Here is a 14,345-nt window from a genome sequence, read left to right as displayed (position 1 = left end):
AAACATGTACCAATTGATGACCTTACCCGAGAGTTTCGAAGGCGAAACACCGCTTTTCTACGAGGGCGCCGTGCTGGCTGCGAATTTTGCCACTCAGCCTTTAGACCCTAAAACCTGGTTGTCTGGTCTGAATGCATTGGAACTTGAACCCACAATAACGGAACAGATTCATAAGCAATATGCCGCGCTTAAATCCTCAGCGTATGAAGCGTTAAATCTGACAATGGATGAAGAGGGCTTCGCAGACTTTTCTGAAGGATTCATGTCCGTATGGCCAGTGGTTGAGGAGCAGTGGCATGAAGCAAACCCGTCTGATGGCACGCTTAGAATGCTTCAGGCTCTGCTAACCACTTTTATGCTTGGGATCGATGAAGCACAAACCCACGAGCAGATGAAAGCGGCAGGTATTGAACACCCCCCTCGATTGGGAGACTTATTACCCCAGCTAGACATTATGATTTCTGAAGTGGCAATGGCGGCCGATGAAATGATGATTGGTTCAAAATCGCAGAACGTAAATCCATACAAAGACATTGGCAGAAACGACCAGTGCCCATGTGAAAGTGGTAAAAAGTTTAAGCAGTGTTGTGGTAAATAAATAGCTTTATCCAAATTAACAAAAAAGCTCCTTTCGGAGTCTTTTTGTTATCTAAGATACGTAACTCTAGATGTATCACTCAGGTTTCTTTGCAAACTGAGAAATGATAACCACACCCAGAGCGACAAGCATGCCTGCAAAGATCACCACCAGCCATTGAGGCATAGAAAGCGTCAGGAACTGCCAGACCACTTTGCTACAGTCACCGTATGCATTGAATACGGAAGGCATCCATTCATGCAGAGGTGCCCATTCTGGGAAGGTAACAAAGATATCGCATGTCGCGAAAGGTGATGGATTGAATTGATAGTCGACGTGCTGTAAAGAAAGCATCAAGCCTTTGTATGCGCTTGCGCCCCAGCCTGCAAACCCCAGCCAGCGTATGATGGCATTTTTCGGATTCAGCATCCCCAATATGGCTGCAAAGCCCACACCCATCATGGCGACACGTTCATAGATACACATTACACAAGGCGCCAACATCATGACATGTTGGAAGTACAAGGCAGTTGCTTCAAGCGCAACGATGGAAATCAGTAAGATGAGCCAGGACAAACGGCTTTCAGAAAACTGTTTAATGGCATATAAAGCGTTCAAGTGAAGAATCCTTATAAAAAAAGCTCTGATAACTCAGAGCTTTTTATCCTGAATAAGTTCTCTATTCAATAAAAAAATTAGTGACCGTGTGATGAACTTACCGCTTCCGCTGTGTGATGCGATATCCACCCCATCTCGTAGAAACTTGCTGTCATTGGTTCCAGCAGGAATGCGATACCAAACAGACCTACGATTGCCAGTACAACAGTGTATGGCAATGCCATAATAACCATGCGTCCGTATGACAGACGAATCAGTGGTGCCAGTGCAGAAGTCAGCAGGAACAGGAAGGCAGCCTGACCGTTTGGTGTTGCAACAGAAGGCAGGTTAGTACCTGTGTTGATTGCAACCGCTAGCAAGTCGAACTGGTCACGGGTAATCACACCATCTACCAGCGCAGATTTCACTTCGTTGATGTACACCGTACCCACGAATACGTTATCCGATACCATGGATAGCAAGCCATTCGCGATGTAGAACATGATCATTTGCTGACCACCTTCCAGCGCAAGTACAGCATCGATAACTGGTTTAAACAGTTCCTGATCGATGATGACCGCAACAACTGCGAAGAAAACAGCAAGTAGAGCAGTAAACGGCAGGGCTTCTTCAAACGCTTTACCCAGAGAATGCTCTTCAATAACACCAGTGAACGCAGTGGCAAGGATGATAACGCTCAAACCAATCAAGCCTACTTCTGCCAGGTGGAACATCAAACCGATGATCAACCAAACAGCAATTAAACCTTGAATGATGAGCTTAGCCACATCTTGTTTATTGCGACGCTTACGTTGCTCGTTATCAAAATCTACAAGGATTTTGCGCACGCTTGCTGGCAGGTCGGTGCCGTAACCACAAATCTTAAGCTTCTCAACCAGAGCACAGGTAATCAGACCACAGAAAAACACAGGTAAAGTTACAGGAAGCATACGAACCATAAACTCACCGAAGTTCCAGCTCGCCTGATCCGCAATAATTAGGTTTTGTGGTTCACCTACCATGGTCATTACACCACCTAGTGCAGTACCAACACCGGCATGCATCAGCAGTGAACGTAGGAATGCACGGTAGTTTTCAAGGTCATCACGAGTTACTTCACACAAGTGGTCATCGCTCGTATGGTCGTGGCTTGCTTGTGAGCCTTTTCCTGAGGCGACTTTGTGATAAATCGAATAGAAACCAACAGCGACCGAAATTACAACGGCAATTACGGTTAGTGCATCAAGGAAAGCAGATAAGAAAGCCGCCACAAAACAGAAAGCTACTGAAAGCATCATTTTAGAGCGAACGCCAAGAAGTATCTTGGTAAAGATAAACAGCAGCAGCTCTTTCATGAAGTAGATACCAGCAACCATAAATACTAATAGAAGAAGCACTGGCAGGTTGGCTTCGATTTCATGGTAAACCTGATTTGGGCTCGTCATCCCGATCGCGACCGCCTGAATCGCTAACAAACCACCGGGCTGAAGTGGGTAACATTTTAGCGCCATTGCCAAAGTAAAGATGAACTCAATGATGAGCATCCAACCTGCAATGAACGGGTCAACAAAATAGAAGACAATCGGGTTAATAATAAGAAAGGCAATAATGGCAAGTTTGTACCAATCTGGGGCTTTGCCTAGAAAATTCTTAATAAACGCATTTCCGAGTGACATCGGCATGATAAGACTCTTTTTATAGTAAATTCGACACTGAGAGTGTGTCTCGATCCCTGATTATGAAATGTTAAATTTCATAAAAATTACATCTTAAACAGCGACTTAGAAAAACAACTTCGATGAGAATCTCTGTAGCCTTGCCAAGTCACTCCTTGAGAAAGACAAGCACTCCTTTACTTTCGCCCGCAACTCTACTCCTACCTAATATTTAGTCAACCTAAAAATGTTTAAAAACGTAATAATGGCAGGCCTTTTTATTGAGATTCGAGGTCAGCGTGGCATAGAATACCACGAAATTTTACTTTTACTTACACTTTTGATCTTGCCTGTACAACTCAACAAATTATTGCTGTTTTTTATGAATATGCAGGTGTTTTTGCCGAAATTAGCCTAATTTTCCGGTCAAAATTAAGTCGTAAAAATGCATGAGATGACAAATTTATTTCGTTAGCTGATTGTTAAAATTGTTGAAAAATGGGAGTTGACTCACAATGAGGGGTCTAATCTATTTCAGAATAAAAAATTCTAACGGCAGATCTCACAATTAAGTCAGGAAAGTGCATGTCAGTTTTCTGAATTGAGCAAGTAGTGGTATGATGAGTGCAATTTTACGTTATAAAAGTACCGGAAACCCGAATTCATGGTTATAAAGGCAAAAAGCCCAGCAGGTTTTGCTGAGAAGTACATTATCGAAAGTATTTGGAAGGGGCGTTTTCCTCCTGGTTCTATCCTTCCTGCAGAGCGCGAGCTATCGGAACTGATTGGTGTGACACGAACTACGTTACGAGAAGTGCTTCAGCGCCTTGCACGTGACGGCTGGCTGACGATACAGCACGGCAAACCCACCAAAGTTAACCAGTTTATGGAAACATCGGGTTTACACATTCTGGATACCTTAATGACGCTTGATGCGGATAACGCGACCAGCATAGTGGAAGACCTGCTGGCAGCACGCACCAATATCAGCCCTATCTTTATGCGTTACGCATTCAAAGCAAACAAAGACAACTCCCTTAAGACCATTCAAGGTGTGATTGATTCTTGTGAGCAGCTTCTTGCCGCAGATAACTGGGATACATTTGTTGAAGCGTCTCCGTATGCAGAAAAAATCCGGGCGAACGTAAAAGACGAAAACGAGAAGGATGAAGAGAAGCGCCAGGCAATTCTGGTTGCAAAAACCTTCAACTTCTATGACTACATGTTATTCCAGCGTTTGGCTTTCCATTCTGGTAACCAAATTTATGGATTGATCTTCAACGGTCTGAAAAAGCTTTACGATCGAGTAGGCAGCTACTACTTCTCCAGCCCAGAAGCACGAGCATTGGCTCTGAGCTTCTATAAACAGCTTGGTGAAGTGTGCGAATCGGGTTCTCGTGATCAGCTTCCGCTAGTTATCCGCCACTATGGTCTGGAAAGTGCGCAAATCTGGAACAAGATGAAAGTTTCTCTTCCAACAAGCTTTACCGAAGACGACAGCTGATTCAGCACAGAAACCATTTTAAAACCCGCTATTGGCGGGTTTTTTTATTTCATAATTTCTGGTTTTATCAGTTGGCATATACTCCAAAATTTCAGGTAACGGCTCATAAAGCTCTTCGCAAATGGCACTGATGATTTTGTCGTAAGAACCAAACAGAAATGCAGAGATACCATTCGTTAGCTTGTACAAAGCAGCAATATCCATCGGGTTTTCCTTATAGGATTCATTTGAAAGTCGGTTTAGCACATCATTCAGACTGAACAAAACGTCTGAAGAAATGGGAACCGAGCAATTGACGCTTATCTGATTTAACCGTCGAAGTATCAGGTGACCATAGTGAAGGTAGCGTTTTCTACCGGTCTCTGTTTCTGTATCCTGAATGCACATCCTTAATTGAGTTAAACACTCCATGGCTTCGCAGATTAACTGCCAGTCCTGATGGTATTGTTCGGTCAGATCCTCTCTGTATGCTTCGATCATCCAGGTTACTATCTGCTCATCCATCAAATACAAACAATGGCGAATAACCTTTCCGTGAGAAATTTGGTTGCGGTTGATTGAATGCGTTCGCCACTCTTTGCATAAGAGCGTCAGGTTAATCTGCAGAACACGATACTTAGCTTTATCTGATGTGGTGCTGATTTTTCTAGCCTGAGCCGAGATGGCTTTAATTTGCTCCTTCAGTTTGAACAGAGCTTTGAGCGTTGAATGTGATGCATGGTTGCCCTCTACCAATACCTGATGTGTAAGCGTTCGATGCGTTCTGCACAGTTCTATGAGTTGCCTGAGCAGGTGGAGGTTATCAAGATGACGCTGGTCATTCACGGCGCGTGTCTGGCTATGCATAAACAAGAGCAGTATGCAGATCAATATAGTGGTTAAGCTGATGAGCACGAACATATACACCTCCTATGTATCTCTCAATTCAATAGTGTGCATAGTCAGTGCCAGTATTTTAATAATTTAGAATCAGTAGGTTAGCCAGGTTGGCTATGGTAATGATGCGATAGGTTGGTGCAGTTGCACCAAAAATGTATCTTAAGGTATGAAATTCATTTGTAGTTACAGAGGATTTTGAAATTTGGTTAATATGATTATTATTAGTGGCACGATTTGGCCAAGAACTGGAGCATAACTTGTTTCTTAAAATTTTATACGCATCAGTGAAGTTCTCTTACTTCGTACTAGCCGTATTTTTATGTCTTTCTTTTGTTCTTCCAAATGAATTACCGGAAGGTAGAATCATAAAAGTTCTTTTATTTTTTTCGCTTATTACATATATAGCTGCTGTTATGGTTGCTTGGGTCGGACCAATCATAATTGCTATTAGGACTAACGACCTAAAGAGCAGATATAAACTGGTTTTTCTTAGTTTATTGCTCCCTATTTTTGGGGGCTTCTACACTTATCAAAAATGTAAATCTGCTGGTTTTCGGACCGAGATTGAATAATGAAAGCAACGGCAATCGGCTTTCTCTGCATAAAAAAACCGCCAGCAAAGCTGGCGGTTTTTAGTATTTGCAAAGGGTGATTACATCACACGCATGCCTGGCTGAGCGCCTTCATGTGGCTCAAGCAACCACAAATCACTTCCGCCTGGACCTGCTGCTAGAATCATGCCCTCAGACATGCCAAATTTCATCTTACGAGGCTTAAGGTTCGCTACCATTACAGTTAGTTTACCTTCTAGTTCCTCTGGCTTGTAAGCTGACTTAATGCCAGAAAAGACCTGTCTTGTTTCACCGCCGATGTCCAATTGGAATTTAAGCAGCTTGTTTGCTTTAGGTACTTCTTCACAGGAGATGATACGAGCAATACGCATGTCGACAGCTGCAAAGGCGTCGAATTCAATTTCGTCTGCAATTGGATCTTTATCAAGTTCTGTCTGGCTTGCTTTGTTCTTCTCTGCTTCAGCTTTCTCTTTTGCTGCCATCTCTGCTGCTGCATCTTCTTTTGATGCTTCAACCATAGCTTCAATCTTCTTAGGATCGATACGGTTAAACAGAGCTTTGAACTTAGTGATTTCGTGACCAGTCAGTGGCGCTTCAATGCCTTCCCAAGTCAGTGTTTCGTTGAGGAACGCTTCAGTACGAGCCGCCAGAGCAGGCATCACTGGTTTCAGGTAAGTCATCAGAACACGGAATAGGTTGATCCCAACAGAACAGATGTCCTGCAGTTCTTGATCTTTCCCTTCTTCCTTCGCTACTACCCAAGGTGCTTTTTCATCGACATACTGGTTTGCTTTGTCTGCCAGAGCTGTAATTTCACGAATAGCACGACCAAACTCACGAGATTCGTATAGCTCTGCGATGCGGTCAGCTGCTGCAACGAATTCGTTGTACAGTTCAGGCTCAGCAAAGTTTTCAGACAGTTTGCCTTCAAAACGCTTAGTGATGAAACCTGCGTTACGAGAAGCAAGGTTAACAATCTTGTTTACTACATCGGCGTTTACACGCTGAGTGAAGTCTTCAAGGTTAAGATCCAGGTCGTCAATACGGCTGTTGAGTTTCGCAGCGTAGTAATAACGCAGGCACTCAGGATCCAGATGATTCAGGTAGGTCGCTGCCTTAATGAAAGTACCTTTCGATTTAGACATCTTCGCGCCGTTTACCGTTACATAGCCGTGAACAAATACGTTGTTTGGCTTACGGAAACCGCTGCCGTCCAGCATTGCCGGCCAGAACAGAGAGTGGAAGTAGACGATGTCTTTACCGATGAAGTGGTATAGCTCGGCTTCGCTGTCTTTTTTCCAGTACTCGTCGAAATCTAGATCGTCGCGTTTGTTACACAGATTCTTGAATGAAGCCATGTAGCCAACAGGTGCGTCCAGCCAAACATAGAAGAATTTGTCTTTCTCGCCCGGGATTTCAAAGCCGAAGTATGGTGCATCACGGGAGATATCCCATTGCTGAAGACCAGACTCGAACCATTCTTGCATCTTGTTGGCCGTTTCTGACTGCAGTGAGCCTGAACGAGTCCATTCTTTCAGCATGCTTTCAAACTGAGGCAGGTCAAAGAAGAAGTGCTCAGAGTCTTTCATTACTGGCGTCGCACCAGAAACAGCAGACTTAGGCTCAATCAGCTCTGTCGGGCTGTAGGTTTCGCCACAGTTATCACAGTTGTCGCCGTACTGATCGTCGGACTTACACTTAGGACACGTACCTTTTACGAAGCGGTCTGGAAGGAACATTTCCTTCTCTGGATCGTAAAGTTGTGAAATCGTGCGACTGGAGATAAAACCGTTTTTCTTGAGCTGCAGGTAGATGTGAGAAGCCAGCTCGCGGTTCTCTTCCGAGTGCGTGCTATGGTAGTTATCAAAACTGATATCGAATCCAGCGAAATCTTTTTGGTGCTCTTCACTTACAGCAGCGATCATCTCTTCTGGCGTAATACCCATCTGTTGTGCTTTAAGCATGATTGGCGTGCCGTGAGCATCGTCCGCACAGATGAAATTAACAGTGTTGCCACGAAGGCGCTGATAACGAACCCAGATATCCGCCTGGATATGCTCAAGCATATGACCAAGGTGAATAGAACCGTTTGCATACGGTAGGGCACAAGTTACCAGAATTTTCCTTGTAGAAAGGTTTCTTGGATCGGTTGCCATACTTGTTATTCGCTTTAGATAGGTATTAATGAGACAGCCGCTAATAGTACCTTAAGCAGCAGCGTACTCCAAGTCACAGACTGGGTGTATTACCTAGTTTTTTCAGGGTTCTTTAGCAATGATTGAAGTGTTAGGATGAGCTCAAATAGCGGGAGGTAATATGGAACAATTTCAATCAAAAGATGCACTTTGTCAGTGGCTGGGTCAATATCAGCATCCGATGCTGATTTCTGGCTGGAGTCAGACTCCGGGTATTGTGTCTGTTTTGGCAAGCGGTGTAGTCAAGATTGAACTTCCGTTTATCAACCAATCTCTCCACGAAGGGCTGTCAGCCTGGGTTAAAAATCAGATTTCTGACGGGGTTGTTCCCGATTTTAAATATGACATCGTAAGCAAAACCAAAGCTCTACAGACAACAGTAGCTGCTGAAGTGAAAGGTGTTAAAAACATCATTGCGGTGACTTCAGCCAAGGGCGGGGTGGGCAAATCAACCACAGCGGTGAACTTTGCACTTGCACTGAGCGAAGCCGGAGCAAAAGTGGGTATGCTGGATGCGGATATTTATGGTCCTTCCGTGCCTATTATGTTGGGAACCCAAGGGCAAAAACCTGACGTCAGAGACAACAAATGGATGCAGCCGATACCTTCACATGGTCTCTACACAAATTCCATTGGCTATCTGATTGAAGATGCTGACGCGGCAATCTGGCGTGGACCAATGGCATCCAAAGCGTTATCCCAGTTATTGAACGAAACGGAATGGTCGGATTTAGATTATCTGGTGATTGATATGCCACCGGGTACGGGAGACATTCAGCTTACGTTATCACAGCAGATTCCGGTAACAGGTGCTTTAATTGTCACCACACCTCAAGATCTGGCATTGGCAGATGCCAGAAAAGGTGCCGCCATGTTCGAAAAGGTCAACGTGCCTGTGCTTGGGCTTGTGGAGAACATGAGCTATCACATTTGCAGCCATTGTGGCGAGAAAGAGCATATCTTTGGTCAGGGTGGCGCTGTTCAGATGGCACAGGATTTCGGGCTTGCACTACTCGCACAAATTCCCCTTCACATTTCGGTGCGCGAAGATCTGGATGCCGGGAAACCCACCACAGTTGCTCGCCCTAACTCCGACCACACCCACATCTACCGAGAACTGGCTGAGACAGTAATCAGCAAGATGTTCTGGCAAGGAAAAGCCAAACCTGACGCGATCAGTTTTGTGGCGCTGTAGCAAAGAATTTCGTCTGAATCACGCAGTATAAGAGCCAAGGTTAATAGCAGGAAATGGTATATATCCCCTGCTTTTCATACAGATATTGAGTGATTACTCATTTACTAATGATAATTTCGACACACTATACTGGTATTAAGTATTTTATCTCCCTATAATCAGGCGGTTTAACCCAACCACAGCTACCAAATTAGTATCAGGTGCTTTTACATGTCTAATAATAATCAATGCGTCATCGTGGGAATTGCTGGCGCTTCTGCTTCTGGAAAGAGCTTAATCGCAAGTACTATCTACAATGAGCTTCGTGCGAAAGTCGGAGACGACCATATCGGCGTGATCACTGAAGATTGCTACTACAAAGATCAAAGCCAGCTGAGCATGGAAGAGCGCGAGAAAACCAACTACGACCACCCTAACGCACTTGATCACGACCTGCTTTGTCAGCACCTAGAGCAGTTAGTTCAAGGCAACTCTGTTGAAGTTCCTGAGTACAGCTACTCTGTACACACCCGCACTGACAACACAGCTACAATGACACCGAAGAAAGTGATCATTCTTGAAGGTATCCTGCTTCTTACCGATCCACGTCTGCGTGACTTAATGCACGCAACAGTGTTTATGGATACGCCACTTGATATTTGTCTGTTGCGCCGTGTGAAGCGTGATGTGGAAGAGCGTGGTCGTACGATGGAATCGGTACTTAAGCAGTATCAGGATACGGTTCGTCCAATGTTCATGCAATTCATTGAGCCTTCTAAGCAATACGCCGACATCATTGTTCCTCGCGGTGGCAAAAACCGAATTGCGATTGATGTACTTAAGGCGCACATCGCTAAGCTTCTGAAGAGCTAAGCACCAGATTTGTCAAAGTTCTGATAAATCGACAAAAATCCATAACAAAAAGTGGCGCATTATGCGCCACTTTTGTATGTTTGAAGGAATATCTACAGTCGCAGATTCAAGGAATCCATGATGAAGAAGTTGCTTCTATCTATTGCCGCGCTCATCGCTCTGGTGATCGTTGCTTTGTTAGCTCTGATTCTATTCGTAAATCCCAACCAGTTTAAACCTTTGATTGTCGAGCAGGTGCAGAAAAACACCGGTATGACTCTCGCAATTGAAGGCGATATTAGCTGGCAATTTTTCCCAAGTTTAGGGTTCAGTGTTGGTAAAACAGAACTGAGAAACCCAGAAGGCTTCTCCAGCCCCAACCTATTAAAAGTAGAACAAGTAGGGCTTGCTATCGAAGTCACCCCTCTACTTAGCAACCAACTGGTAATTGGCAATATCCTGCTCGATGGTGCTGAAGTGTCACTCGAAACACTCAAAGACGGCACGTCAAATCTGGATAGCCTGACCAAAGCCAACTCAGCAAAAGAGCAGGCTGAAACAACAGATACGACTCAAGTCCCAGCTGAAGAAGCGCCTGCTGAAACGGGTGAACAACCGTCGGCTCTGGAACAATGGGAAGTTCTGGTTGCAGGTATCACCATTTCAAATGCGAAAGTGACGGTATCGGATAAACAGGCGGGTACGCTTTTAACTCTAAGCGACGCGAATGCATCGCTAACCGAATTTGAATTCGGTCAGTGGAGCAAGCTAACCTTTGATGTCACTGGTGCTCAGAATCAGCAAAACTTCGCAGCAGAAGGGCAGGTCGAGTTCAAACTGTCTAAAGACCTTAAGCAATACGAACTTCGTGAAGTTGCGCTTGATGCCAGCGTCGATGACAAATCGTTAGGGCTGAATGCAAAGGCAAAACTGTCGCTGCCTGCCTTTGTGCTTGGTGCGTGGAACAGCATCGAATTTGACGTGAGCGGTAAGAATCAACAACAGAACTTCGCGGCGAAAGGCGGAACAGAGTTTTTCCTTTCTGAAGATTTTCAAGATTACCAACTCCGCAAACTCGGATTGGATGCCTCGTTCAGCGACCCTGCAAATAAGGTAGAGAAGCTACGTCTTGACCTTGCCTCTTTTGCTTTTGATAAACAAAATGCTCTGTCTTACGAGTTGCTTGGTGACTTAGCTGGATTGGCTGTTGACTCGAAAGGCTCACTGAATATAACGGTCGATAAAGCCATCAGCAAAATTAAAGTGGCAGGCATTAAACTCGCGAATAACCTGAAAGGCGAGGCGCTTCCTCAGTCTCCAATGGCAGTTAACCTTGATGCCGGACTTACATTTGATGTGAAGAAAAGCGCGTTGTCGCTGGTTCTGAATAAGCTGACAGCCAATGATATTGCACTGGACGGGAAAGCCAGAGTAGTGTTTGCCGCAGTGCCTCAAGTGAGCTTTGACTTACACAGCCCAAATATCGATTTGGATGCATTTTTGGGGCTAAACCAGAAAGCAGAAGCAGAAACCAGTCAAAGTACTGGTGGGGGAAGTGCGCCGACAGGAGAAGCACCAAAAGCCCCTGAGGTCGAGCCTGACTTAAGTGCACTGAAATTGGTGAATGCGAAAGGTAAGGTGGTGATTGACAAGTTCAAAGCCAACAATGCCAAACTGCAAAAAGTCACGACTCAATTTACTTTGAAAAATGGGGTCTTTGACCTTACTCGTTTTAGCGCAAACCTGTATCAAGGCAGTATCTCTACAAAAGCTAAGTTAGATGCTCGAAAAGCAACACCGACATACAGCGTCAATGGTTTAATCAAAGGTGTGAAAGTTCAGCCATTGTTGGTCGATGTTGCAGAAACCGACCTGCTGGAAGGAACGGGTAACATCGATTTGGCTCTGACGGGTAAAAGCTTGAAACCAACTGCACTTCAGGAAAACTTGAAAGGTACAGTAAAGATCAACTTTGCAGACGGTGCAGTATATGGGGTGAACTTACCTCACCTTATCCGCACTCACTACGCAAGGTTTAAAGGACAGGATGTTTCGGCTGCAGATACGGTAGAGAAAACCGATTTCTCTGCAATGACAGCCACACTTAAACTAAATAAGGGTGTTGTAACTACAGACAATCTGAATATGCAGTCACCATTGCTTCGTATTACGGGTAAGGGTAATGCAAACTACATCAAACAAGATGTGGATATGGTTATCCGTACGTCGATTGTCGGCTCTTTGAAAGGTCAGGGTGGCGAAAGTATCGATGACTTGAAAGACGTGACCATTCCTGTTCAGATTTCGGGTAAATGGACCGATCCTAAATACAAGCTAGTCTTTGATGATGTATTAAAGCAAAAAGCCAAGAAAGAGGCTGAGAAAGGTTTACAAAAACTGCTCGGTGATAAAGTAAATCCAGATCAGACCAAAGACATTGCAGATAAGTTGTTGAAAGGCTTGTTTAACTAAACAAATAGCCTCTAAGCACGGTAGGCTAGCATACGGTTACTGAGTTTTTATATATTATTGCAGATACAAAAAGCGCGCTGTCTCGCAAGGCAGTGCGCTTTTTATTAAGGTGGTCTTTATATCCTTTATGTCGTGAATTGAGTCACAAGAAATATGAAATGAAATGTTTATTATCCCAATGTAATTGAGATAAGGATATGTATTACATGGCAACAAAAATCATATTAGATACCGACCCAGGCATAGACGATTCCATGGCGTTACTGTATGCCGAGGCTCTTGAAGATATTGACCTTATTGGCATTACCACCATTTTTGGTAATGCGACAATCGAAAACAGCACACGCAATGCCGTCTATCTTAAGGACAAATTCCAACTCACCTGTGATATTGCGCAGGGCACTGGTAATCCTTTAGTCCGTGAACCCGTTGGAGCATCGTCTGCGGTACACGGAGAGAGCGGATTAGGTGATGTCGATGTATCGGGTGTTGAAGTGAATGGCATAAGCGACAAGCCTGCCCACCAGTACATCATTGATACTCTAAAGGCGCACCCAGGAGAGATTACGCTGGTGGCAGTGGGACCTCTTACCAATTTAGCGTTAGCGCTGGAGAAAGACGAAAGCATCACTTCTTTGGTGAAAGAGGTAATCATCATGGGGGGCGCGTTTGGTTTAAACAACCGTCGTGGAAATGTCACTCCTTATGCAGAAGCAAACGTTCATGATGACCCGCATGCCGCTCGGCAGGTGTTTTCTGCACCTTGGCCGATTTCGGTGATTGGTCTGGATGTGACAGAGTCCAGCGTTTTTGATGATCCATACTTTGCACATTTAAAGGAAAGTGCAGGGTCTGTAGGTGATTTTATCTGGGACGTGAGTCGTTTTTACCTTAAATTTTACTCATCGATCATTGGGTACAACGGTTGCCATGTTCACGATCCTTCTGCCATTGCCTGTGTAGTCAAACCTGAACTGTTTGAATTTGAAGTCGGGGCAATTGAAGTAACGACTGAAGGAGAAAAGCAAGGCATGACGACTTTAGTGACAGGAGACGCAGCGAAAGGAAAAGTACAGCAGAAAGTGGCAGTCAGAGTGAATACAGAAGCTTTACTCAATGACTACAGAGACAACATTATCACTTACAGTAAGAGATTTTCGTAATCGCAGAATTTGTAAGAAGAGAAAAGGGCTGAATCTTGCATTCAGCCCTTTGAAATTTAGCATTCAGAGACGAATGTGAGCAATTACCAGTCCACGCCTTTCAGTGCTTTTACACCGTTTTCAAAAGCGTGTTTGACATTACGGACTTCAGAAACTGTATCGGCAAGCTCTGTCAATTCACGGTGTGCGCCACGACCAGTAATAACGACCGATTGCATGAATGGGCGATTCTTGAGTGCTTCAAGAACTTCTTCTAACTCGATGTAGCCGTAGTTTACCATGTAGGTAATTTCGTCGAATAAGACAACGTCGATAGATTCATCTTGCAGCATGCGTTTGCATTCCTGCCAAATCTTCTGTGCAGCATCGGTGTCTTTTTGGCGATTCTGCGTTTCCCATGTGAATCCAGTGCCCATTACCTGGAACTCTACTCCAAGCTTTTCAAGCAGGTTACGCTCACCGTTGTCCCATGTTCCCTTGATAAACTGAGCCACTGCGCAGTTCAAGCCATGTCCGACTGCTCGGCAAATTGTTCCAAAGCCCGATGTTGATTTTCCTTTACCGTTTCCGGTAATAACCAGCAATATTCCTTTTACATCTTGGGCGGCGGCAATGCGCTCATCAACTTGTTCTTTAACTCTTTGTTGACGTGCTTTGTATCTTTCATCTTTTCTTTCTTCTGCCGACATGGAGCATCCCTTTCTT

The 14,345-nt window shown here is 44.5% G+C and carries 11 protein-coding genes; 6 read left to right on the top strand and 5 right to left on the bottom strand.

Features of this window, described 5'->3' with window-relative positions; all coding sequences use genetic code 11:
* Positions 1 to 4: 4 nt before the first annotated feature.
* Positions 5 to 598, top strand: coding sequence for a YecA family protein (locus tag RH89_RS20925; RefSeq protein WP_004406156.1), 594 nt, complete (start codon positions 5 to 7; stop codon positions 596 to 598).
* A 75-nt stretch (positions 599 to 673) separates the two neighbouring features.
* Here the strand turns inward: RH89_RS20925 and dsbB are convergent, their stop codons facing one another.
* Together dsbB and nhaB are read right to left on the bottom strand one after the other, a co-directional pair.
* Positions 674 to 1,195 carry a disulfide bond formation protein DsbB gene (gene dsbB / locus RH89_RS20920; protein WP_004406155.1) on the bottom strand — a complete coding sequence of 174 codons (522 nt, stop codon included), beginning with the start codon at positions 1,193 to 1,195 and terminating at the stop codon, positions 674 to 676.
* Between the two features lie 77 nt (positions 1,196 to 1,272).
* Positions 1,273 to 2,856, bottom strand: coding sequence for a Na(+)/H(+) antiporter NhaB (gene nhaB / locus RH89_RS20915; RefSeq protein ID WP_004406154.1), 1,584 nt, complete (start codon positions 2,854 to 2,856; stop codon positions 1,273 to 1,275).
* Between the two features lie 637 nt (positions 2,857 to 3,493).
* On the opposite strand from nhaB, the gene fadR reads away from it, so the two are divergent.
* The gene (gene fadR / locus RH89_RS20910) at positions 3,494 to 4,333 is read left to right on the top strand and encodes a fatty acid metabolism transcriptional regulator FadR (protein ID WP_004406152.1); all 840 of its coding nucleotides are present in this window, start codon (positions 3,494 to 3,496) and stop codon (positions 4,331 to 4,333) included.
* An 18-nt stretch (positions 4,334 to 4,351) separates the two neighbouring features.
* Here fadR and RH89_RS20905 read toward each other — a convergent pair whose 3' ends face one another.
* Positions 4,352 to 5,233: a hypothetical protein gene (locus tag RH89_RS20905; RefSeq protein ID WP_022613122.1), complete on the bottom strand. Its 882-nt coding sequence runs from the start codon at positions 5,231 to 5,233 to the stop codon at positions 4,352 to 4,354.
* 631 nt (positions 5,234 to 5,864) lie between these two features.
* Entirely contained in the window at positions 5,865 to 7,940 is a 2,076-nt protein-coding gene (gene metG / locus RH89_RS20895) for a methionine--tRNA ligase (RefSeq protein ID WP_004406149.1), read from the bottom strand.
* Positions 7,941 to 8,100: 160 nt separating this feature from the next.
* Between metG and apbC the strand changes: the two genes are divergently transcribed.
* The 4 genes from apbC to RH89_RS20875 all read left to right on the top strand — a co-directional run bounded on the left by apbC (position 8,101) and on the right by RH89_RS20875 (position 13,640).
* On the top strand, positions 8,101 to 9,174 hold the full coding sequence (apbC, locus tag RH89_RS20890; RefSeq protein ID WP_004406147.1) for an iron-sulfur cluster carrier protein ApbC: 1,074 nt from the start codon (positions 8,101 to 8,103) through the stop codon (positions 9,172 to 9,174).
* 210 nt (positions 9,175 to 9,384) lie between these two features.
* The gene (gene udk / locus RH89_RS20885) at positions 9,385 to 10,026 is read left to right on the top strand and encodes a uridine kinase (RefSeq protein ID WP_004406146.1); all 642 of its coding nucleotides are present in this window, start codon (positions 9,385 to 9,387) and stop codon (positions 10,024 to 10,026) included.
* Positions 10,027 to 10,146: 120 nt separating this feature from the next.
* On the top strand, positions 10,147 to 12,477 hold the full coding sequence (locus RH89_RS20880) for an AsmA family protein (protein WP_004406144.1): 2,331 nt from the start codon (positions 10,147 to 10,149) through the stop codon (positions 12,475 to 12,477).
* Between the two features lie 206 nt (positions 12,478 to 12,683).
* The gene (locus RH89_RS20875; protein WP_004406142.1) at positions 12,684 to 13,640 is read left to right on the top strand and encodes a nucleoside hydrolase; all 957 of its coding nucleotides are present in this window, start codon (positions 12,684 to 12,686) and stop codon (positions 13,638 to 13,640) included.
* Positions 13,641 to 13,723: 83 nt separating this feature from the next.
* Here the strand turns inward: RH89_RS20875 and cobO are convergent, their stop codons facing one another.
* A complete protein-coding gene (gene cobO, locus RH89_RS20870) occupies positions 13,724 to 14,329 on the bottom strand; it encodes a cob(I)yrinic acid a,c-diamide adenosyltransferase (RefSeq protein ID WP_004406141.1) in 606 nt (201 codons plus the stop codon).
* Between the last annotated feature and the right edge of the window lie 16 nt (positions 14,330 to 14,345).

The sequence above is a fragment of the Vibrio nigripulchritudo ATCC 27043 genome, from assembly GCF_000222685.1.
GTDB lineage: Bacteria > Pseudomonadota > Gammaproteobacteria > Enterobacterales > Vibrionaceae > Vibrio > Vibrio nigripulchritudo.
Note: the sequence above shows the minus strand (reverse complement) of the source record. Positions and strands in the feature narration are given on the sequence as shown.